Origin of the sequence: Fodinisporobacter ferrooxydans, from assembly GCF_022818495.1 — a bacterium.
GTDB classification, from domain to species: Bacteria; Bacillota; Bacilli; order Tumebacillales; family MYW30-H2; genus Fodinisporobacter; species Fodinisporobacter ferrooxydans.
The window spans coordinates 4,711,987-4,735,386 of sequence record NZ_CP089291.1 but is presented as its reverse complement, the minus strand read 5'-3'; the positions used below and the strand labels follow the sequence as shown (position 1 = coordinate 4,735,386).

Here is a 23,400-nt window from a genome sequence, read left to right as displayed (position 1 = left end):
CGGATAAGGAGGATATTTTATGTTTTCACAAGCTGATGGGATGAATTATGCACCTGAGGGTAAGCCAAATCCCGTTTGTGAAAAAGGGGAGTTTGTCTTCGCTGCAGCAGGACTGGATCATGGTCACATTTTCGGAATGTGCCGCGGGCTTGTCGAAGCAGGTGCCGAATTGAAATGGGTTTACGATCCTGATCCGGCCAAAATCGAAGCGCTGCTTAAACTCTATCCGGGTGCAAAAGCCGCAGCAACAGAGGAAGAGGTCCTGGAAGACCCGGCGGTACACCTCGTCGCCAGTTCCAGGATACCTGCCGAACGCGCCGATTTTGGCATTCGTGTGATGCAGTACGGCAAGGATTACTTTGTGGACAAAGCGCCGCTTACGACATTGGATCAGCTTGGGCGTGTAAAGGATACGGCAGCGAGTACGGGGAAAAAATACAATGTCTATTACAGTGAACGGCTGCACGTTGAGAGTGCAGTGTTCGCCGGACAACTCATTAAGGATGGCGCGATTGGCCGCGTGATTCAAGTCTTAGGTCTAGGACCGCATCGTTTGGGCGCCCCGAGTCGGCCGGAGTGGTTTTTTCATCGGGATCGCTACGGTGGCATTCTGTGCGACATCGGAAGTCACCAAATTGAGCAGTTTTTATATTTCAGCGGTGCCAAGGACGCGCGCGTAACCGCGAGCAACATCGCGAACTACAATCACAAAGAGTACCCGGATTTCGAGGATTTTGGGGATGGGACGTTGATTGCCGACAACGGTGCAACCCACTATTTCCGCGTCGACTGGTTTACGCCGGGCGGCCTTAGGACATGGGGGGACGGTCGGACGTTCATTCTTGGAACCAAAGGATACATCGAATTGAGGAAATACATCGACGTCGGTCGCGATCCGGTTGGTGACCACGTTTATCTCGTCAATGAAGAAGGAGAGCACCATATCCCGGTTCATGGCAAGGTAGGCTATCCGTATTTTGGAGAACTTATTCTGGATTGTTTCAATCGTACTGAACATGCGATGACCCAAGCTCATGCGCTGAAGGCGGCTGAACTCAGCGTCCGTGCTCAAATGAATGCAATTTTGGTAGAGGGTTAAAGAAAGTGATAGGGGCTTCCATTTGGATACGCCCTTTTTTCTCTTAAAATACAAAGTTACTTTAACAAAATTTGATTCGCCTTTCGGAGGAGAAAATGAAATGAAAGTAAGCAACAAAATATTGGCTATCAAAAATTACAATCATTATTTAGATATTGATACAAATGCGGCTAAATATCGAATCATACTATTAAATAATGAAATAGTAAGAATTCGTTGTACTTTTGATGAAGAATTTACGGAAGAAGCGTCATATTCTTTAGTTCTGACCGCATGGGAAGACAAAATGGATCATTTACTGAAAGAGGAAAGAAAGAGAATAGAAGCAGTTTGTACGAGATATGAAGACTTAGATACCCATATTCGGTTAACTACAAAAAAATTGCTTGTAAAGATTTGCAAAGAACCTTTTGCTATAGAAATTACAGATAAGGAAGGCAATATATTACATTCAGACTTGAAAGAAAAATCCTATGTAAAAGACACTCTGGGAAGACTTTATCATTATTCCTGTATGGATGATGAAGATTATTTCTATGGATTTGGTGAAAAAACGGGCTATTTAAATAAGAAAAAAAGAAGAATGAGAATGCATAATGTAGATACGATAGGATATGATTCCGAATATACAGATCCTCTTTATAAACATATCCCTTTTTATATAAAGTTCAACAATCGAAATGGCATCGCTAGCGGTATATTTTATCACAATTCCTATGATTCTATTTTTGATATGGGATGTGAAAGAAGCGGGTACTGGAATAAATATAGTTATTTTTGTGCAGATGGCGGAGAGCTGGATGTTTTCTTCATATATGGGCCAGAAATAAAAGATGTAGTAAGAAACTACACGGATTTAACAGGAAAAACTGCGCTGCCTCCCAAATATTCCTTGGGGTATATGGGCTCGACCATGTATTATACAGAATTGGACAAAGACTCGGATCAGGCCATACTACATTTTTTAGATAAATGCCAAGAAGAAGGAATTCCTTGTGATGGTTTCTTTTTATCATCCGGATATACTACAGGAGAAGATGGAAAGAGATATGTTTTTAACTGGAATCATGCTCGATTCAAAGATCCTGCAAATTTTGTAAAAGAAATGGAGAAAAAAGGTGCTTCTCTGGCACCTAATATAAAACCGGGTATGTTAACTTCCCACCCATTATATAAGGAGTTTGATGAAGCAGGTGCATATATAAAAGATGAAAATGAAGAAAATTCGCAAATTGATCGATATTGGGGAGGACCCGCTTCTTTTGTAGACTTTTCAAATCCCAAAGGAAGAGATTTGTGGAAAAAGCATTTAAAAAAATCTTTAGTTTCCTTTGGAATTACATCTATATGGAATGATAACAATGAATATGAAATTAGTCATTCGGAAGCTGTTTGTAATTTTGAGGGTTTGAAGAAAGAAGTAAGTGCTTTAAGACCCATCATGCCAAATTTAATGGCTCTTATGGCGAAAGAAACCGTGGCGGAAGTTTACCCGAATACAAGACCTTATATAACAAACCGAGCTGGATTTGCAGGAATTCAACGTTATGCGCAAACTTGGGCCGGAGATAATAATACAAGCTGGAAGAGCCTAAAATTCAATATTCCTGTAATACTTGGAATGGGACTTTCAGGAGTTGCAAATCAAGGATGTGATATAGGAGGATTTTTTGGACCGGCACCTGAACCGGAACTATTTGTAAGATGGGTTCAAAATGGAATTTTCCAACCAAGGTTCTCTATACACTCCTGTAACACGGATAATACGGTTACTGAGCCTTGGATGTATCCATCCTATACGAAATATATTCGAGCTGCTATAAAGCTTCGCTATTCATTCGTACCATATTTATATTCGTTGCTGTTTGAAGCCTCAACCCAGGGATCTCCAGTTATGAGACCTTTAATCTATGAGTTTCAACAGGATCAAAAGGTACTGGAAGAAAGTTTCGATTTTATGTTTGGAAGTTTTATCCTGGTTGCAAACGTCCTTGAAAAAGGGTCAAAAACAAGAACGGTTTACCTGCCGGCAGGAGTTACTTGGTTTGATTGGCATACAAAACAGGCGTATGAAGGCGGACAGACAATTGAATTGGAAGTTACATTAAACTCCATTCCTGTGTTCTTCAGAAATGGAGCCATTATTCCAATGAGTGAAGATTTAACGAATATTCATAATGATCCAATCGATAAACTTAAGCTTTTAATCGAGCCCTCACAGGATTCTAGCTTTGTTCTATATGAGGATGATGGTATTACGAATAACTATAAGAATGGAGAATATTTAAAAACCGTAATAACTGTAAAGAAAAATAGTGGCGTTAAAATTACATTTGAAAAAGAAGGCAATTATAATAAACAAGTGAAAGAAATGGATATAGATCTGATTTGCAAGGATGTAGCGCCGGTTCAGGTAAATTTAAGCGATAGAAAGCTGCCTATGTTCCTGGATAAAAAAGAATGGGAAGTAAGCGAAGAAGGTTGGCATTACGATATAGAACAAAAAACGGCTAAAATAAAATATATAAATATAAATGGAAGTTACGATATTCATATTAGCTTTGATGTAAAAGATTTAATTTCAATTTAATAGTCTGAACACTATTCATAAGAAGGAACAAATTAGACTATCTTCTGTTCAGATTCAAGGGCTAACACATCAAAATTTTCCTGCCTTCTCTCTTCCTTGTACATGTTTCTAAGAATCTGGCAACACTATGGCACTCGTGAGGGGCGGTAAAGTACCAATTAACATTAAGTTTCTGTAAAACCCGTGTCAAGATGGCATGGGCTTTTTTGTTATCGGGTATGTTAAGATAGAATTGTCAAGTTTAAATTTTCCAAAGGTGGTCTTACGATACATGAGCCAACGTGAGTTAGAAATGTTGACTAAAGATAGACCGAATGAACAGTACAATTATATCCTGAGTTCCGCATTACTCACGAGAATGTCTTGATGCAAAAAAGGGGTAAACATGCTATTAATACGGGAACGGCTTACTCACTAAAAAGTTCGACGCAGATGAGTGTATTTGACTACATGGCATAAATGGATGATAAACATGCCGGCAGCGTATATGGTCTATTCTTTTGCTTTTCAAATTTCAAGTGATAATTTTAAATTCTTCAAGTCTATGACTGCATTTAACTTCATCAAGATGTCAAGACCCAGAAGCCCATTAATATTGCCATATGGATCGATAACTCCAAAATCCAGCCTAACATTGGCGAAATTCACTGATCCTAAATTTACACCGTCAACCTGTTTGGAATAAAAGTTATGTAAGCTCCCACCGATACCGTAAAAAGAATGTACATAGTCATCAAGTTCAGCAAAAATACCAATCTCCTCAACAGCATCAGGGGAAAGGATTGTTTCCGCAGCCCCTGTATCAATGACTATATTCTCAATCGCCATAGCGTTCCCTCGAAAAATAATCTCCATTTGATGTGAACAAAAGCCCATCTCTAAACTCGATGTTTATCATATTGTCCTCTATATCCAAATAATTGTTTAATTTGAATTTCGATTTTTTCTTTGCCCGTATGATACACTAGTACGTCATCCTTCGAGCGAACCAACTCCCTGGTTGCTTCTTTGTCGTCATCAAAAGCTTGAATAACTGCTATATCATCAATATAACGAACCTGATTTTCAATGTGAGACTTTATAACCTGTAGTTTCACAAAACGATCGGGGTATAATTTTCGAACTTCTTCCCATTTCACTGTGCACACCTCACAAAAAGGAATTTGCAAATTAATAATACCATTTTTATTTGGAATATACCATTTAAGCCTGGATAAACTATTTGGCTTGTAGTTTAAAAAAATCCTGGACTAAAATACAGTCTCTGGTTTGTCCTTTAAATTTTTATTATTAATAACTCAACTAGGGTATACTGGTATCATTAACCATAAAGGAGCTGTCATAATTGTCATCCAAGCATACAACTCGTAAACCAAACCGTCTTATAAATGAAAAGTCGCCCTATTTGCTTCAACATGCATACAACCCGGTAGACTGGTTTCCTTGGTCACCAGCAGCCTTTCAAAAAGCTAAACGTGAAAGCAAGCCTGTCTTCTTGTCGATAGGCTATTCCTGACCTTCGGGTCAGTGGATAATAATATAAAATTGTAAATAAGAGGATATCGAGAATTTACATGTCACTGGTGTCACGTCATGGAGCGCGAGTCCTTCGAAGACGAAGAAGTTGCGGCGGTTTTAAACAAAGAGTTCATATCCATCAAGGTCGACCGGGAAGAGCGGCCGGATATTGACCATATTTATATGGAAGTGTGCCAGGCGCTGACGGGGCATGGGGGATGGCCCCTGACGATCGTCATGTCGCCGGATAAACAGCCCTTTTTCGCCGGGACGTATTTTCCCAAGTCTGCCCGCTATGGCCGCATGGGGTTGCTGGAGATCCTTGATCAAATTGCGGATAAATGGAAGAACGAACGAGCGCGTGTATTGGCAACGGGCCAGAAAATTGTGGATGCTGTGACGCCGCGGTTTGGGTCGTACCAAAACGGGGAGTTGTCCAAAGATACGTTAGATAAAGCGTTTCAACAGTATCAGGAACAGTTTGATACAGTATATGGCGGGTTTGGCAACGCCCCGAAATTTCCGAGTCCTCATCATTATTCCTTTCTGCTGCGCTACTGGAAAACAACTGGAGAAACGAAGGCGCTGGAGATGGTGACGCGGTCTCTCAAAGCCATGTATCGCGGGGGGATGTATGATCACATCGGATTCGGATTTGCCCGGTATTCCACAGATGAAAAATGGCTGGTGCCGCATTTTGAAAAAATGTTGTACGACAATGCATTATTGGCGATTGCGTATACAGAAACATATCAAGCGACGCTAGATCCGTTTTATCGCCAGGTGGCGGAAGATATTTTCACCTATGTATTGCGGGACATGACGTCACCGGAGGGAGCTTTTTATTCTGCCGAAGACGCGGATTCCGAAGGTGTGGAAGGCAAGTTTTATGCATTTCATCCGAAGGAGATTCTGGATATCCTTGGTGAGAAAGATGGCGATCTCTTCTGCCGCTATTATGGCATCACGCTGCATGGAAACTTTGAACACGGCACAAGCATCCCTAATTTGATTGAAACAGATCTGGAAGAGTTTTTGCAGCAGAATGGACTGCAAAGGGGAGAGTGGAATGCCCGTTTGGCCAACATGCGTGCAAACGTATTTCAAGTGCGGGAAAGGCGTGTTCATCCGCACAAAGACGACAAGATTTTAACGGCATGGAACGGATTGATGATTGCAGCACTTGCCAAGGCGGCACAGGTGTTTCAAAATCAGTCGTATGCACAGGCGGCGGAACGAGCGTTTCAATTTATCGATCAGATGTTGCGGCGTGCAGAAGGACGCCTGTTGGCAAGGTATCGGGACGGCGATGCGGCGGTGCCGGCGTTTGTGGATGATTACGCCTTTGTCACATGGGGAGCGCTGGAACTCTATGGAGCGACGTGGAAAGTGTCTTATTTGCAAAAAGCATTGGAATGTTCCCATTCCATGCTGGAACTGTTCTGGGATGAGGAAAATGGCGGTTGTTTCTTTTATGGTATAGACAGTGAAGAACTTTTTGCCCGTCCGAAAGAGATTTACGATGGAGCGATTCCAAGCGGCAACTCGGTCCAAGCCATGAATTTGCTGCGTTTGGCCCGCTTGACATCGAATATTGAATGGGAAGAGGCTGCACAAAAGCAATTGCAGGCGTTTGCCGGAAATGTTGCACACTATCCGATGGGGTATGCCCATTTCTTGATGGCTTTGCAATTTGCGCTGTCATCTTCGAGAGAAGTGGTGTTGGCAGGCACAATGGATCAGCTGCAATCCATGATATCGCTTTTGCAGCAAAGCTTTCTTCCCGAGACGGTAGCAATCGCAAAACTTTCGGATGAACAAGGCCGGCAGCTGGCAACGATGATTCCGGCAATTGCCGGTCAAAATCCTGTCGACGGACGGCCGACTGCATATGTGTGCGAAAATTTTGCCTGTCATGCCCCAGTCACTACGGCGGAAGAACTGAAAGCGCAATTAGGGCTCCAACATCGATAAGACATGGTGCGGATCTGGCAGGCAGCGATCTTTTAACTAGACAAATGGATGGAAACATGTAGAATCAAAAGAAGAAGCTTGTTTCCTGTTGAGGCTATTGGGGGTTAACGTTATGAAAAAGATCGAAACCTATTTTCGTCCTGAGAAGCTGCACGATGTGATTCGTGAACTGCGGTTGGTTGGAGTGACCGGATTTTCCGTATTGCCTGTACAAGGAAGAGGACAGCAAAAGGATATCACTGGCGTGTATCGCGGCAAGACGTTTCAAATTAATCTGCATCCCAAGTTGAAAATGGAGATTGTCGTTTCGGACGAATTTGTCAAAGCGACTATTGAGGCGATTGTGAAAGGTGCAAAAACCGGGCAAATGGGCGATGGAAAGATTTTTGTGACTCCTGTCCTTGAGGCCTATAATATACGGACTGGAATTACGGACGAAACGATTGATGAACTAAACCGTTAACCGAACAAACCTGCACGTATCCCTTGTGTATCCAATGTTTGAAAACGTTCCTTTGGATGCAAGGACAGCGTGCGGTTTTTTTTTTAATTTTACAGGCAGTTTCGTTCGGGAAAAGCCTACGCCCAGACTTCTTTCGCATAGAATGCAATAAGGCAAACATGAGAAAGGAGCGAAAACGATGGGCGTGATTCGTGTTCGCATGGATCGTACGAACTGGCAGCACTATTTTGGAACCGCATCACACCAATACACAGATCAGGAAACCATTCGCATGCGGTTGGACCCGGTCAAGATGCGCTTGATCCTGGAACAAACAACACAACAGAGTTGTTTACGAATGTTTCTTCCAGTCCGCTCGTTTGATCCCTCCGAGATCCCCGGGGATTCTATATATGTTGTGTATGCGCATCAACTGCAGCAAGCCTTTGAAACGTTCAATCGCAAAGGTTCCGATACGATAACGTTGGAATTCCGGACAAATACGCTGACATTTTTAGATGCCGGAAAGTCGTATCGGGTACCTGTCGAATATCAATTGGCGGAAGATGGGAACGTACAAACGAATCGTTCCGAGCAAATACAGTTCGCTTCCGTTGCGAAAAGTTCCTATGCATCTGGGCAATGGTTGATTTCATCTGAATTTTTACAACTCCTGCAAACAACACAAGGTTCTTCGATTCCATTTGAAATACAAGATCAGTTGGCAACCATTTTCAGCCAAACAGTCCCGGTGTATGCGGATACCTCATTTTCCGGTTCATTTCCCAAAGAACCGTTTGTTCGTTTTTTGCGATGGATGGATCTGCCTGCGACTGTCAGTTTGCAAATGTATGAGGACAAATGCATGCGCCTGCAAATGTTAGATTCCGAAGTCGGCGGTGAAGCTGAGATTCGATTCAACAAACGGACAAAAGTATTTTTCCCGTTGAAAAAGCAAGAATTGCAGGGAATGACGTTTGCGGTTGCAGATGTCAAAACAGCCTTGAAAATTTTTTCCCAAATATTAAATTGTTCCTATCCATTGGCCACACCCATGTATCTGCAATATGGGGAATATGGTCTAAGGCTTTCGACCGTTTACGAATGTTCGGGCATGCGTGCAACGATTCCATTTGCTCGTACGCCAAGACACATCCAGGAGAAAAAAGGGTGGATTCAAAGCCGGAACGTAATCATGTTCTGCGAAGCGCTTGAGAATCGCATGGATGCAGATCGGCTGGAACTGACGGAGCAGACCATTGAACTTACTGGCGTAACCGTTCCGTTTGCCGATATGGATGTTTTTGATCCGGAAACGTTTGCAGATGAGAGTCAGTTCCGCACAACAATGGAAGCTATGGTACAGACAGAAAAATGGGAACCAGCCAAATCGATTCAATTGGTATTTGGAAAGGTCAAAGATTTTGTCAAACATATTGAACACGTACCAGGTGATATTCTCCGCATTTCTTCCAACGCGGGCATTGTGGATATTGCCATTGACGAACAGCTTGTGCGAACACGCAAAATGTCCAAACGCGTGGCAACCGGCGACTATGCAATGAAAATGGCTCAAGTATTGCGGATATTACAACCCTTCCAGGAATCATCAGAGACAGCTACGATACGGTTTACCGGTTATGACAATCGATTCGCCTCCTTTAACATCGTATATCGCAATGTTTGTTATCAGGTTTGGCTGCCTGCTGATATGGCAACAGAGCAAAACATAGAATCCGGGACAATGGATGTGGATGGATCGACGGAACAGGAGGATGAGGGAATACGCGCCTCGACCATCGAAATGGAAATGAACGACTGGATTGGTTTATCGGACTTAAAACAACAGGTTACTAAGATTGTCAACTATGTCAGTTTTGAGCGAAAACGCCAATCCGTGATTTCCGTAAAAGAAACGGTTCCATCGTTGCACATGTGTTTTTCCGGCAATCCCGGCACAGGAAAAACGATGACTGCCCGTTTCCTGGGAAAATTGTTACAACAGGCAGGTGTATTGAAAAGCGGCCATGTGGTGGAAGTGGATCGGCAAAAACTGATCGGTCAGCATATCGGACATTCCGAAGCCAACCTGGCCAAATACATTCAGCAGGCAATCGGCGGCATTCTTTTCATTGATGAAGCACATGCGCTGTATAAAGCGGAATCGGCTAAAGATTACGGGCATGATCTGATCCATGTACTCGTAAAGGCGATGGAAGACTACCGCTCCCAGCTCGTCGTGATTTTAGCCGGGTACAAGAAGGAAATGGGGGAATTTCTCAACTCCAATATCGGTTTGCGGGATCGCATCCCTTTTTATCTGGATTTTCCCGACTTTACGATTGAGGAATTGCTGCAAATTGCAAAGCAGATGGCGAAGAACCAGTATTCCTATGAACTTGATGCAAATGTTGATGGCGTATTGCGGGAATTGATTGAAAAGGCGCGTGTCGATGATACATTTGGCAATGCGCGGATGATCCGAAACTTGATTGAGCAAGCGGTGATCAACCACGCGAACCGGGTGGCTGCCGACAGCAGTCAGGAGTTCGATCCGTATACCGTTTTGACAAAAGAAGATTTTACATTTGCAGAATCGACAAACTCAAGCCACAATCCCGTCTGGGAGCGAATTCAAGGGACGGTGGGGCTTAAGGAAGTAAAAGATACGCTCAAGCAAATTGGAAATCTTTTGGTCTTCGATCAAAAACGTCTGGAATTGGGGATCGAATCAAAGCCGCCAATGATGCATATGGCATTTACGGGAAATCCGGGAACCGGGAAAACGATGGTTGCCCGATTGATCGGGGAATGGCTGAAAGAGATCGGTTTGCTAAAACGAGGGCATTTTGTGGAAGTGAGTGCAAAAGACCTGATTGCAGGATATGTGGGGCAGACGGTTCATAAAACAGCGGCAAAAATCCGGGAAGCGCTCGGCGGCATCCTTTTTATTGATGAAGCATATGCACTCGCCAAAGGCGGACTCAGGCAATATGGCGAAGAAGCAATTGCCGTCCTGGTCAAAGAAATGGATGAGCAAAGGGGCAATCTTGTCGTCATTCTGGCCGGCTATAAGAAAGAGATGGAAGAACTTTTGCATGTGAATCCGGGTCTTAAAAGCCGGATTCGTTTTCACTTGGAATTTCCGGACTATCAAGCTTCAGAACTGGTGGAAATATTCAAACAAAAAGCCGCGCAAGAAAAATTCGAAATGCCATCTGAAGTGGAAGAACGGCTCTGGGAATATTTTATCAACTGTACAGCCGCTTTTGACGGAATGTCAGGAAATGGGCGTCTGGCGGAAAATGTATTTGAAAAAACGCGCCTTGCATTGGCGACACGTATCCAAAACCATGGGATGGATCAGATGGAAGACTTGTTGACACTTACAGTTGCAGATATTCCTTCCATTCCAGGAGCGGAGACTTGATATATAAAAGGGATTGAGCAGCGGCCGCTTTGGAATGAAAGGTTTGCCTTTTAGGATTCGTGGTGAGAGATGTGCGGTTCCTGCCGGTACCAGACGTTCAGTTCATTGATGATACTCGATAATTCCGCCATTTTTTCGCTCAACTCCGCAATCGATTGTGCGTCATTGGCATGATGCAGGCTCTCAAATGTATCCATGAATTCACGCTCAAATTCCCGGATGCGGACGGGGATTTGGGCGCGAATTCGTTCCCATTCTGCGATAATCGTCATTTGCTCTGATCGTGTATACATTTCCCATTCTTGATCAAGCTCAGGAAGCGGAATAAGAAGTCTTTGGCTATATTGAAAATATGGTTCCATGGTAAGCACCTTCTGCATGTAAGATTCCTCTTCATTGTAGCACGCTTCTATAAACATACAAGCCAAAATACTTTTCGACATCTCCCCGTGTATCCACTCTTTTTTCTGGATCTTTCGACAAATCTGTCAAAATGAAAACGCTTAATTTTTTATTGATGTTGAAATTTGAAGGAAAGTATTGCTATGCGAACGGTTTCTTGGCATATATACTTTTTTTCAGAATACCAATGATTTGTAGCCATTTTGATCAGAGACAAGGGAGGGAGGACGCCAATGGAAGACACAATGCTAAAGAGAATATTGGAAATGCTCGAACAAGGGTACAAGTATTCCGATATTGTCCGGGAAACTGGGTTAAGTTACGGCAAAATTCGGTATCGTATACGAAAACACGGAAACCCGCATGTTTCAGCAGCCATCCAAGAGGAAGAGGACAAAATATCTTACAAGCAAGAAAACCAACAGGCACATCAACGGAACATTTACGAAGAGCACTGGACAAGAGAACGCAAAAAATCTGGCATTTTTGCCGTAGCCAAAGATTCTACAACAATTTTTGCCTACTGGTTTGTGAAAGAAGACCGGCGGATCTGGGCAGAACAGTTTTTTCAGATGAATTGGTACGACATACCGGTTTTTTTAAGAGTTTATGACGTTACAGACATTGAATTCAATGGATATAACGCACATCATACCAATGAGATCCCCGTTCATCATCATACGGATAACTGGTATATCCATAATTTGCAGCCGGGTCGAAACTACATTATCGACTACGGATTCCGCGCCCCTGAGCAAGAATTTTTAACTCTATTACGCTCCAATTGTGTATCGACTCCGAATGTCAGAACGGAACGATATGCGCAGCCTGGATTGCGTTTTCAAGCCATTCATAGCTAACGAATCAAGAAGATATTTCAATATGACATACATGTTCTGCTACACGACTGGCACCTGCTATCCATCGAACATCTCAAAGCAATTGTTACACATTTGAGGAAGAGTCTTCAAATTTCGCAATTGGCATGACTGTAAGTGAATGGATTCACGTTTCGTGCAGTGCAAGAGAGTGTGGATGGAATATGTGAGAGAGAACAAAGATTGGTTTAAGGAGGTTCTGGATGAAGACCGGATATCTGGCCTTGGTTTTGCATGCACATTTGCCTTTTGTTAAACATCCGGAAAGTACGGATTATTTGGAAGAACGCTGGTTATTCGAAGCGATCACCGAGACGTATCTTCCCTTATTACATGTCTACGAAACCTTGATGGAAGAAAACATTGATTTTCGCATCACGATGAGCATGACTCCCACACTGATCTCGATGCTGCAAGATCCGCTTTTGCAAGAACGCTATGAAAAACATCTGGTATCTTTACTGGAATTAGCGCACAAGGAAAGGGAACGGGTACAGGAGCAGCCGGAGTTTCAGCCCGCTGTGAATATGTATATCGAACGATTTTCACGAAATATGGAGTTGTGGCAGCAATATGGCGGAAATTTGCTGAAAGGTTTCCGCAAGATTCAAGATGCAGGCAAGTTGGAATTGATTACGTCAGCAGCTACCCATGCGTTTTTGCCCCTGGTCATGAGAAAAGAAGCTGTGCGTGCACAAATTGCAACCGGGGTAGAATTGCACACACAAGTATTCGGCAAGGCGCCAAAAGGAATTTGGTTGCCGGAATGCGGATATTTCCCGGGAATTGAAGAAATCTTGCGGGAATGTCAGTTGCAGTATTTCTTTGTCGATACACATGGTGTGCTGGATGCCAATCCGCAACCGTTATTCGGCGTATATTCCCCGATTGTGACAGCAAGAGGTGTAGCGGCATTTGCCCGTGATCCCGAATCTTCCAAACAAGTCTGGAGTTCGCAAGAAGGCTATCCGGGTGATCCGGATTATCGGGAATACTATCGGGATATCGGTTTTGATCTCGATCTTGATACCATTCGTCCTTATATCCATAAAGATGGCATACGCATTCATACTGGAATGAAATATTACCGCATTACCGGGCAAGGTGTTGACAAACAGACATACCAGCCGCAATGGGCAAGTGAAAAAGCAGCGATTCATGCAGGCAATTTTATGTTTAACCGACAGCGCCAAGTCGAATACCTGCAGTCACAAATGGGACGCTCCCCGATCGTGGTGGCCCCCTATGATGCGGAACTATTTGGACATTGGTGGTTTGAAGGCCCGCAATGGATCGATTATCTCTTCCGGAAAATATATTGCGATCAATCAACGATCGCCTGTATCACACCGTCAGAATATTTGAATCTGTATTCCGACTATCAAGAGTGTCAAATGTCGATGTCATCATGGGGACGTCACGGCTATGCAGATGTTTGGCTGCAAGGAAATAACGATTGGGTGTATCCGGCGCTGCATGAAATGGAAGCGGTCATGATCGAATTAACCGAGCGATTCCCGCATGCAAAAGGAGTACAACGGCGTGTGTTGAACCAGGCGGCACGGGAATTGATGTTGGCACAAAGCAGCGACTGGGCTTTCATCATGGATTCCCAGACATTTGTCGATTACGCCGTGAAACGAACCAAGTGGCATGTGAATCGATTTCATACATTAGTGGAAATGTTGGAAACCAATCAGATTCAGGAAGATTGGCTGACAGAAATAGAGATCCACGACAGTGTATTTCCAGACGTGGATTACCGGGTCTATCATCCCGAGTATCGTTTTGGATGTGTGCTGCCTGAACAAAATTTGGCAAACATGGTTGCGCCCGTTCGATCCAGGCAAAAGCCAAGTGTTGTCATGTTAAGCTGGGAGTTTCCGCCGATGATTGTTGGCGGTTTATCCAGACATGTATATGATTTGTCGATCGCTTTAGTCAAACATGGCTGGGATGTGCACGTCATTACGGGAGATGTGGATGGATGTCCGGCATATGAAAGAGTTGCCGGTGTGCATGTACATAGAGCATACGTACAGCGTCCCGCCGGAGAATCGTTTCATTCCTGGGTATTCCAACTGAATCTGGCCATGATCGATTGCGTTCGCGGATTGTTGCAAACGGGCCTCGCGTTTGAACTCATACATGCACATGACTGGCTTGTTTGTCTTGCCGCCAAACAATTGAAGCAGGAGTTGCAAATCCCGTTGCTTTGTACCATTCACGCCACGGAATGGGGACGAAATCATGGCATACATTCCGATTTGCAGCATAGAATTCACAATACCGAGTGGCAGCTCACATATGAATCGGAGCGAGTGATCGTATGCAGTGAATCGATGTTGGAAGAAGTATGCGCAATTTTCTGGCTGGACCGGAACAAAGTGGACGTGATCCCCAACGGGGTAGATTTTTCACAAATTCAAATTCCGGCGGGTATGCTTGCATCGAAGCGGCCATTTGCTGATGAGTCGCAGAAGATCATCTTTTTCGTCGGACGATTGGTGCGTGAAAAAGGTGTGCATCTGTTGATCGAAGCTGCGCCAAGCATTATCCGGGCAGTTCCGGAAGCGAAAATCGTGATTGCCGGGCGTGGGCCTATGTTGGCGGAACTAGAGGCAAGAGCAATCGAACTGGGGATTTCCGAATCTTTATTGTTTACCGGTTTTATTGAAGATTCCACACGAAATCAATTGCTGCAAGTTGCTTCTGTTTGTGTATTTCCAAGCCTATATGAACCGTTTGGCATCGTTGCGCTGGAAGCAATGGCTGCCGGCACTCCAGTCGTAGTCTCTGATACCGGCGGTTTAAAAGATATCGTAACACATGGGGTAGATGGCGCTACATTTTATACGGGCCACGTACAATCTTTGTCCGATCAAATTGTATCGATTTTACGGGATGAAGAATACGGCCGAACGCTGGCGAAACATGCAAAGGAAAAAATATATCAGACATACCAGTGGGATGCGATCGCGGAAAAAACGATACGTGCATACCAAGCGATACGGTCGGAACATGAGTTGTTTACAGGGATGCGTCAAGTATCTTCTACTACCATATCTCAAACAGACTACTAAACATTGATAGGAGTGGGAATATGAAAGCAGTGATTATGGCAGGCGGCAAAGGCACCCGGTTACGTCCTTTGACAAACAACATTCCAAAACCTATGGTTCCTTTGGTGGACCGCCCTGTGATGGAATACATCCTGGAGCTGCTTGTAAAGCATGGTATCACAGAGATTGCTGTAACATTGCAGTACATGCCGCACGTGATTCGGCAACATTTTGGCGATGGCTCACAGTTTGGGGTTCGCTTGCATTACTTTGAGGAAAAAGAGCCTTTGGGGACTGCCGGAAGTGTTCGCAATGCTGCATCTTTTCTCGATGAGACATTCCTTGTGATCAGCGGCGATGGAATCACTGATTTTAACCTTACGGAAGCGATCGAGTGGCACAAACAAAAACAGGCGCTCGCTACGATTGTTTTGACTGAAGTAGATAATCCGCTGGAATTTGGCTGTGTGATAAAAAATGAAGAGAAGCAAGTGACGCACTTTTTGGAAAAGCCCAAATCCTGGGATGAAGTCATCAGCAATGTCATTAATACGGGAATTTATGTGATGGAACCGGAAGTATTTCATTATATTCCGGAAACCGGCGAGTATGATTTCGGCAAGCAATTATTTCCCCGTCTCCTGGAGGAACGGGCCAAGCTCTATGGGATTCGCTTAAATGGATATTGGTCAGATATTGGAACGCTGCAGCAGTATTCTTTAACCCAATGGGATATGTTAAACGGACTCGTAGATGTGAATTTAAAACCGCTCCTTCATGAAGAGCAGCAAAAAGAGATTGCATTGTAAATCTATACAATTGTAAATCTATACAGCGAATGAAAAAACCGTTCTTATCAGGGACGGTTTTTTCTTTGTGCTCCGATTGACAAAATCAGCAAGCATTTGCAGTTGAATTTCCAGTACATATATTTTGCAGGGAAACGTGTGTTCGCTGTCGAATGAGATAATGATAGATATGAAAGAACGGATCAAGGGGGCGGAACCATTTGAAGCAATTGATCTATGGTGTTTGGGGGGAAAGTGACAGAGACACGTTGATTCAGGAGTTTTTGCCGTTTTTGCGGCAAAAAAAAGTGGACAATTGTTACTATGTCGTTCCAACGGCCGGTTTGGCGGCGGATATTCGCGAACGCTTGCTGGCACAAGTGTCCGGCTGGGTCGGAAAGCCGATTCTGACATTCGATGATTTGATTGCGCGCATTGTCCGGTTCTCACCAATTCCTGTACAGCGCATTGACACAGTGATGCAGGAACGGGCCATTCACCACATAATGGAACAATCCGATCGCATATGGGCAGGCAAGCCGTTAAAGCAGTGGGCAAAGCTGCCCGGAGTTGTCAGAACGATGATGCAGACCATTGCGGAATTGCGGCGGTCCGGTATTTCGGTAGAGCATGTCAGGGAGTTTGCGGATGAAGATTTGCAGACGGTGACAGTTGTCTGGCAGCAGTATGAAACATGGCTTAGGCAAAATGCAGATGTCCGGTTGATCGATATCGAGGAAAGCTTCCGGTATGCGGAAGAACTTTTGCAGCAGTATGGAATACAAAGGATTTTGCCGCAGCTTGCGTGTATTCTGTTTGATCATTTTGTCGATTTTACTCCTCTGCAAAAACGGATTTTGTCCCATTTTCGCCGAGTCGACACATGTATCGTATATATACCTGTTTCTGCAGATACCGGACAAGCTCATTCGGAAATCAAAGGGTCTTTGTCCGCCCTCGAACGCATATTGACGGAAGATGCCGGCCACCCGTTTGACATTGTGCGTGGGAAAGACGATTCGGAACGATGGGATCAAAAAGATTTATGTGTAGAAATAACACCTGTTCAATCCATGGAGAAACAGTGGCTTTGGGTTGCAAAAGAGATCAAAAAACGGTCGCATGGCGGAGTGCCGCTGGAACGGATGGCAATCCTTGTGCCGAATCTGAAAGAGCATATCCGGGAACTGGATCATGTATTGCAAAAAGAGCACATTCCCCATCGGGCAGTAGTCAGTCAATCTCTGCGATCGATTCCGTTCGTGCAAGAAATGATCACGTTTATGCGCATTGCAAGTGAACAGTGGCGCAGGGAAGACGTGTTGGCGTATGCGGTACAAAAGCAGCTGCTGGGCGAACGGATCCCCGTACATGCGCTCAAGCGTCTTGCCGTAAAACTCGGAATTCAGCGGGGGTACGACATATGGCAGGAACGTCTGCAAACCTATTTGCAATCCCTGAACGACACATCCGAGTCAGCAGGGATGGAAGAACGGGAATTTCGAAGCGTACAGCTGGAAAAGGAAATTGCCGATGTGCGTTCCATTTTGCAGTGGCTTGCGAGCGTTCATGAACGTATCGAACCGTTTTTGCAGCACGCTCCTTTGCTGAACTATATACAACAGCTGTTTGTATCGATTCCCATCGTACAGCTGCGAAAAAACCTCGTGCAAAAAGCAAAAACGGCATTGCACGCCAGCAGGGAAGACATCAGAATAAACCTTCGGCAACCGGTCCACGTTTCTTACATTCGCAGAGATATGCGGGCCATTGATGCATTGTATACATGGGCAGAACATGTGAAACGGATCGAACGGCGATTGCAGCGGGAGCATGAAAATTGTTCACTGCAAGAGTTTGTCGAGATTCTGGAGACTGACTGGGAAGAGATTGAAGTGGATGCGCAAGATGCGGGTGAAAACGGTGTTTGGATTCTGGAGCCGACTGCAGCCCGTGGATTGGTATTCGACCACGTGTTTTTTGCCAATCTCAACGAAGGAACATTTCCCAAGCCCAAACCAATCCACTGGCTGTTGCGGGAAGAGCAAAGACGGGCGTTGATCCGGCAAGGATTGCAATTGCCGCAGCAGCAGTTGCAGATGGACTTGCAGCACGTATTTTTTACAATGGCGTTCCAACTGGCAAAGCAGCGTTTGGACTTGCTGTATGTAGAAGAGAAGGGGATGCTGCGCAGTCGTTTTCTGGAAACACTTATGCGGGATTGCCCGCAGCAGGCGGAACAGTGGAGCCGACATATCCGGGAATGCACGGATGCTTTTTTTCAAGGCTCAGCTTGCGTTCCTGCTGCTTGGCAGGATTTGTCCCAAACGAAAGAACGGGACATGTGGCTGTTTGCACATGTTGCAGTTGCGGATTTGCAGCATGCGATGCAAGTGGAGTATAAAGACTCCTGTGCATTTCAAGAGTGGCAGTACCGATTTCAACAAATCGCGGTCGAGGACGAAAGGATGCAGGATGTCAGCCGTTATCGAGGAACATTGAGGGATCCTGAGATTCGCAGGGAATTGCAGGAACGGTTCCACAAAGATCGGGTCTATAGTGCGTCCTTTTTCAACCAATACGGATCTTGCCCGTTTCAGTTTTTTGTGAATCGCGTTCTCGCTGCAGAACTTCCGGATGAAGAAGGAGACATTTTGGCTGTGGCTGATCGGGGAAATTTGTATCATAGGGTATTGTTCCGATTGTATGAAGAATGGCGAGAAAACAGGAATCGCAAATTGACAGATGCGGATCGGGACAAATGGTTGTCAGAGTTGCGGCGAATTGTTGCGGAAGAGCTTGCAGCACTGGAACAATCCACCTATATCGGGGAACGTTTGACATGGCAAATCGAAAAAGAACGAATTCAGGAGAAGTTGGAGCAATGGCTGGAATATGAGATGCGGTCATTTGACCAAATGGATGCGAAGTTGCAGCCGCATCGGCTGGAATGGAGTTTTGGCATGCCGTTGGAAGATCATCAACTGAAAGATCCGAATTCGACAGCACAGCCGATCGAAATGGCAGGACTAAAATTCGCCGGAAGAATTGACCGCATCGACTATGCCAAAGAGCATGACATGTATGCGATCTATGACTATAAAACAACGGGAAACAGTCTGACCGGGAAAAAGGATCTGGAACGGGGAATCGACTTTCAACTGGCTGTCTACCTGCAAGCTGTCGGCGAAAATAAAGAATTGCTGGGAATTGGCGAAGGAGCTGCAGCAGCAGGCGCCTTGTATTACGGCATTGAAAAGCCCAATCGCGGCAAAGGCGTCTATCATGAGTTGCATAAAGACAAGATCGGACTCAAGCGGAATCGAACGTTCATACCTGCGCTGGAGTGGGAAGAGACATTGGAAAAATCCCTCGAGACCATTCAGTCGTACCATCAATCCATGCAGGAAGGGGAGTTTGCGGTTCAGCCGCGGAAATGCACGACCTATTGTCCCTATAAGCGCATCTGTCGGTTTGATCCGATTCAAAGTATCGCTTTCGAGCAGCAAAAGCAAGGAATGAAGGAAGAGGAGAAGGAGGGAAAAATTTGAGCGAGCAAAGACCAACGCGGGAACAGTGGCTGGCAGTCAATGCATTGACCAAAGATATTGCGGTAACTGCCGGTGCCGGGTCGGGCAAGACGTGGGTTTTGACCCGGCGGTATCTGACCCAATTGGCAGGGCGGCAAATCGTGCCTGACCCTATTTTAACAGAAGACGAACAGCCATTGCCGAAACTGGCATTCCCGGATGCTGTTGCGCCAGATCAAATCATTGCGATTACGTTTACTGAAAAAGCGGCAATCGAGATGAAAGAACGCATCCGGCTGGAAATGAAAAAGCTGTACCAGAATGCACAAGAACCGGATCGATCCAAATGGGCATTGTACATGGATGAAGTGGAAAACGCCATGATTACGACGATTCATGGACTTTGTGCCCGCTTGATCCGGCAATATCCGCTGCAAGCCGATATCAATCCGCATTTTTCAGTCTTGCAACCCTATGAAGCGGAAGAACTTTTTCAGCAGGCGTTCGAACAAGTGATAGCAGACGGATTGAGCCGCGACCTGGAATTTGTCACAGTCGTATTGAGAGAGTATCCGGCCTATAGTTTCCGGCAATCGATCCGGCGCTTGTTTGATCAACTGCGGGAACTTCATGATCCGGCTGCATGGGCAGGACTGCAAGAGGAAGTTGAAAAACAGCTCGAAGCCAATCGCATACAGGCGATTGAGCAGGCAGTCGCTCTGGTGTCATTGGGTGACCAGGTGCACTTGGCGCAACCGGATCAGGGGAAAACCGTTTTGGAAAAGCAGATGGCTGAATCCTTTCATCCATACTGGCGAGCGTTTCGGGAGCAACTGGCAGCGGCAGACGGGGTATGGACAGAAGAGTTGCGGCGGACGGTCTCTGCCATTGTACAAGCATGCAAATGGAAAGGACAACTTTCCAAAACCTATAAAGAGTGTTTGCCGCTTTTTCTTGCAAAGCTGCAGGAATGGTCAACGTATATGATTTCCGGAGACTATCAAGGATTGGCAACGGCTCTCATTCAATTTTTGATACGTCTGGAGAAAGCATACCAAGCGCTGAAACATAGCCGTCACGTGCTGGATTTTACGGATATGCAAATCGCTGCCGTGCGCTTGTTGCAAAATCCGGACATTCGCACCCGCATCACACAAAACATTCGCTACGTAATGGTGGATGAGTTTCAGGATACCAATCATATGCAAGCGCGGCTTGTCCGTTACTTGGCGGAGCGGGCGAAACTTTTTATCGTCGGTGATGCCAAACAGTCGATTTACGGGTTTCGCCAGGCGGATGTCGGCGTGTTCCTCGATTTGCAGGGGGAAATTCAAACGATCCGCGGCGGGGATCGAATCGAATTAAGGCATAACTTCCGAACCGTTGAGCCGATTATCCATTTTATCAACCGCTTTTTTTCCAAAGTCATGGAAGTGGACGACGCCTTGGAAGATTCCCAAAATTTCAATTACCGGGTCGCATATGATGCCGGTATGTTGCCGACGCGGGCAATTGTAAGGCAAGAGCAATTGCGTGTCGAGTTTATACATTTGCCGCTGGATACAGAGGAAGAGGGTCAGGAGGAGCCTTTGGAAGCCGCGTCTGATCAAGCCATGTCAGAATCGATCCGGTCTCGTTTGCGAGAAGCCGAAATCATTGCAAAGCGAATACGCGGCATGTGTGAGCAGGAATCGCTGATTGTAAAAACGGATTCGCAAACGGGAGAATTCTTCGAGAGCAAGGTTCGGTATGGCGATATAACATTGCTGTTTTCAGCCATGACACATGTGCATTTGTACGAATATATGCTGCAGCGCTATAACATTCCTTACTACGTTGTCGGCAGCCGCAATTTTTATAAGCGGCAGGAAATTGTCGATCTGTATCATGTGCTGCGCCTGCTTTTGGATCCGGAAGATCAACTGGCCTGGATTGGAGCGCTGCGTTCTCCGCTTTTTGGCGTTTCTGACGAAGGGTTGTTTTGGATCCAGCGAACGATCGGGTTCGCGGGTTTGAGCAGAATGGACAAAAAACGTTTGCCAATACAGTTGGAAGACACAGACAGCAAGCATCTTCTGCGGGCGTTTGATCTTCTGAAAAAGTGGCGCAAACTCGCGGCGTTTGCAGCTGTCGACGAGATTGTCCGGCAGATGATCGACGATACGGGGATTGAGCAAATTTTGATTGCCCGCTTTGGCGGCAGGCAAAAAGTCGGGAATCTTGAAAAATTGATCGCTGTCAGCCGACGATTTCAAAATGATAAAAATGGCAGTTTATTTGCTTTTGTTCAACATGTAGAAGCAATGATTGAAAATGAAGTTGACGAAACAGACGCTGATGTAACATCTCTGGATGAAGATGTCGTAAAAATCATGACCATTCATCAAAGCAAAGGATTGGAATTTCCGGTTGTATTCCTGCCGGATATGGCTCGAAAACCAAGAGCCGATTCGGACTTGTTCGGTTATCAGCCAGGCAAAGGGCTTGGACTCAAGCTTGCCAAAAGTCAGGGAAGTGAAACGATTGGCGGGCACACGGTTCTCCTCGACGGCAGTGGTGTTGCACAAGATTTGCAACGAGAGAAAGCCGACAGGGCTTTGCATGAAGAACGGCGGAAACTTTATGTGGCTCTTACCCGTGCTCGCGATTATCTCGTATTGGTTGGCAGTAAAAAACCGCCCAAACAGCAAAAAGCGCTGCAGTTGGCAGATGCAAACTGGTTCCATTGGCTGGTTGCCGTCATGGCGGGCGGGGATCTTGATTCATTGGCTGCGGCCAGTGCGGCGTTTGCTGTTCGCTATTTGACAGCGGAACAGGTGGATGCCATGTATGAGTCGATTCCTGAAAAGGATCAAAGGGAGACGAGAGATCAACCTTCTGCATCAGCATATGACATTCTCACAGAGACAATTCAGACACTGGGAACAGATCTGCAGCAAGTTCCTTTGCAATTGCTGCAATCGGTTTTTGATCAAGCGGCCGTGAATCAGCCTTCCTATGTAACGGCATCGATGGTGATGACAAAACAAAACGATCCGGACATGTATCATCGTATTTACGAAATGGGGTTTCCGGACTGGCCGGAGTGGGACAATCCGTTTCATGGCGGGACGGCCGGCAGTTTTGAGAAGAATGAGGAGACGGATATTCCCGCCGATGTATTCGGATCGATTGTCCATCGTATTTGCGAACAGTTGGATCGGATCGAACAAGCCCATGTTGTCACAAAACAAGTACTGGACGAGTACGGATATGAACATATGGACAACGATCCCGTTTTTCGACAGGTATTTGATCTGATCCGGCGCTATGCAAGCAGTGACGTGTTTCAACAAATACAGTTGGCAAAAGAAGTGCACAGCGAAGTGCAGTTTCGTACCACACTGGACGGTCGGGTGATTTCCGGCGTGATCGATAAATTGCTGATCATGCCAGACGGAACGATTACCGTGGTGGATTTTAAAACAAATCAAATCACCGCTGCCAATCGCTCCAAACTTATGACACAATATGAAACGCAAATGGATTTGTACCGACGGGCGCTGACAGCCATTTACGGGACACCGGTACAATCCAAGCTCGTTTTTTTGCGAGAGTTATGATTCGTGTATAGGATCGATCCATGAGATTGACACATGAGATTGATACATGAGATTGATACATGAGATTGACACATGAGATTGACAC

At 45.3% G+C, this 23,400-nt stretch carries 11 protein-coding genes and 2 pseudogenes; 10 read left to right on the top strand and 3 right to left on the bottom strand.

Going from position 1 to position 23,400, the window contains the following annotated elements; all coding sequences use genetic code 11:
- Window positions 1–19: 19 nt before the first annotated feature.
- Window positions 20–1,099, top strand: a complete 1,080-nt coding sequence (locus LSG31_RS22665) for a Gfo/Idh/MocA family protein (RefSeq protein WP_347437300.1) — start codon at window positions 20–22, stop codon at window positions 1,097–1,099.
- A gap of 100 nt (window positions 1,100–1,199) precedes the next feature.
- Window positions 1,200–3,689: a glycoside hydrolase family 31 protein gene (locus tag LSG31_RS22660; RefSeq protein WP_347437299.1), complete on the top strand. Its 2,490-nt coding sequence runs from the start codon at window positions 1,200–1,202 to the stop codon at window positions 3,687–3,689.
- A gap of 507 nt (window positions 3,690–4,196) precedes the next feature.
- On the opposite strand, the gene LSG31_RS22655 is transcribed toward LSG31_RS22660, so the two are convergent.
- Window positions 4,197–4,517 carry a retroviral-like aspartic protease family protein gene (locus tag LSG31_RS22655; protein WP_347437298.1) on the bottom strand — a complete coding sequence of 107 codons (321 nt, stop codon included), beginning with the start codon at window positions 4,515–4,517 and terminating at the stop codon, window positions 4,197–4,199.
- Between the two features lie 50 nt (window positions 4,518–4,567).
- On the bottom strand, window positions 4,568–4,828 hold the full coding sequence (locus LSG31_RS22650; protein WP_347437297.1) for a hypothetical protein: 261 nt from the start codon (window positions 4,826–4,828) through the stop codon (window positions 4,568–4,570).
- A 206-nt stretch (window positions 4,829–5,034) separates the two neighbouring features.
- Here LSG31_RS22650 and LSG31_RS22645 point away from each other — a divergent pair.
- The 3 genes and pseudogenes from LSG31_RS22645 to LSG31_RS22635 all read left to right on the top strand — a co-directional run bounded on the left by LSG31_RS22645 (window position 5,035) and on the right by LSG31_RS22635 (window position 11,053).
- Window positions 5,035–7,181: pseudogene (locus LSG31_RS22645) on the top strand (thioredoxin domain-containing protein).
- A gap of 112 nt (window positions 7,182–7,293) precedes the next feature.
- The gene (locus LSG31_RS22640) at window positions 7,294–7,644 is read left to right on the top strand and encodes a P-II family nitrogen regulator (protein WP_347437296.1); all 351 of its coding nucleotides are present in this window, start codon (window positions 7,294–7,296) and stop codon (window positions 7,642–7,644) included.
- Window positions 7,645–7,822: 178 nt separating this feature from the next.
- Window positions 7,823–11,053, top strand: a complete 3,231-nt coding sequence (locus LSG31_RS22635) for an AAA family ATPase (protein WP_347437295.1) — start codon at window positions 7,823–7,825, stop codon at window positions 11,051–11,053.
- Between the two features lie 50 nt (window positions 11,054–11,103).
- Here LSG31_RS22635 and LSG31_RS22630 read toward each other — a convergent pair whose 3' ends face one another.
- Window positions 11,104–11,433: a hypothetical protein gene (locus LSG31_RS22630; RefSeq protein ID WP_347437294.1), complete on the bottom strand. Its 330-nt coding sequence runs from the start codon at window positions 11,431–11,433 to the stop codon at window positions 11,104–11,106.
- 255 nt (window positions 11,434–11,688) lie between these two features.
- Here LSG31_RS22630 and LSG31_RS22625 point away from each other — a divergent pair, with 255 nt between their 5' ends.
- The 5 genes and pseudogenes from LSG31_RS22625 to LSG31_RS22605 all read left to right on the top strand — a co-directional run bounded on the left by LSG31_RS22625 (window position 11,689) and on the right by LSG31_RS22605 (window position 23,315).
- Window positions 11,689–12,315 (top strand): DUF4912 domain-containing protein, encoded by a 627-nt coding sequence (locus LSG31_RS22625; RefSeq protein ID WP_347437293.1) that lies wholly within the window; start codon window positions 11,689–11,691, stop codon window positions 12,313–12,315.
- A 221-nt stretch (window positions 12,316–12,536) separates the two neighbouring features.
- Complete coding sequence (locus tag LSG31_RS22620; RefSeq protein WP_347437292.1) at window positions 12,537–15,416, top strand: 1,4-alpha-glucan branching protein domain-containing protein; 2,880 nt, start codon at window positions 12,537–12,539, stop codon at window positions 15,414–15,416.
- Between the two features lie 20 nt (window positions 15,417–15,436).
- Window positions 15,437–16,162 (top strand): annotated as a pseudogene (locus LSG31_RS22615) (nucleotidyltransferase family protein); the annotation flags it as partial.
- A gap of 242 nt (window positions 16,163–16,404) precedes the next feature.
- A complete protein-coding gene (locus LSG31_RS22610) occupies window positions 16,405–19,734 on the top strand; it encodes a PD-(D/E)XK nuclease family protein (protein ID WP_347437291.1) in 3,330 nt (1,109 codons plus the stop codon).
- The gene (locus LSG31_RS22605; protein ID WP_347437290.1) at window positions 19,731–23,315 is read left to right on the top strand and encodes a UvrD-helicase domain-containing protein; all 3,585 of its coding nucleotides are present in this window, start codon (window positions 19,731–19,733) and stop codon (window positions 23,313–23,315) included. Before LSG31_RS22610 ends, LSG31_RS22605 begins: the two co-directional genes overlap by 4 nt.
- Window positions 23,316–23,400 lie beyond the last annotated feature (85 nt).

Bases quoted from the DNA above. Each gene is read 5' to 3' on its own strand.
- LSG31_RS22665 (WP_347437300.1), top strand. From the start codon at position 20: ATGTTTTCACAAGCTGATGGGATGAATTATGCACCTGAGGGTAAGCCA.
- LSG31_RS22660 (WP_347437299.1), top strand. From the start codon at position 1,200: ATGAAAGTAAGCAACAAAATATTGGCTATCAAAAATTACAATCATTAT.
- LSG31_RS22655 (WP_347437298.1), bottom strand. From the start codon at position 4,517: ATGGCGATTGAGAATATAGTCATTGATACAGGGGCTGCGGAAACAATC.
- LSG31_RS22640 (WP_347437296.1), top strand. From the start codon at position 7,294: ATGAAAAAGATCGAAACCTATTTTCGTCCTGAGAAGCTGCACGATGTG.
- LSG31_RS22635 (WP_347437295.1), top strand. From the start codon at position 7,823: ATGGGCGTGATTCGTGTTCGCATGGATCGTACGAACTGGCAGCACTAT.
- LSG31_RS22630 (WP_347437294.1), bottom strand. From the start codon at position 11,433: ATGCAGAAGGTGCTTACCATGGAACCATATTTTCAATATAGCCAAAGA.
- LSG31_RS22625 (WP_347437293.1), top strand. From the start codon at position 11,689: ATGGAAGACACAATGCTAAAGAGAATATTGGAAATGCTCGAACAAGGG.
- LSG31_RS22620 (WP_347437292.1), top strand. From the start codon at position 12,537: ATGAAGACCGGATATCTGGCCTTGGTTTTGCATGCACATTTGCCTTTT.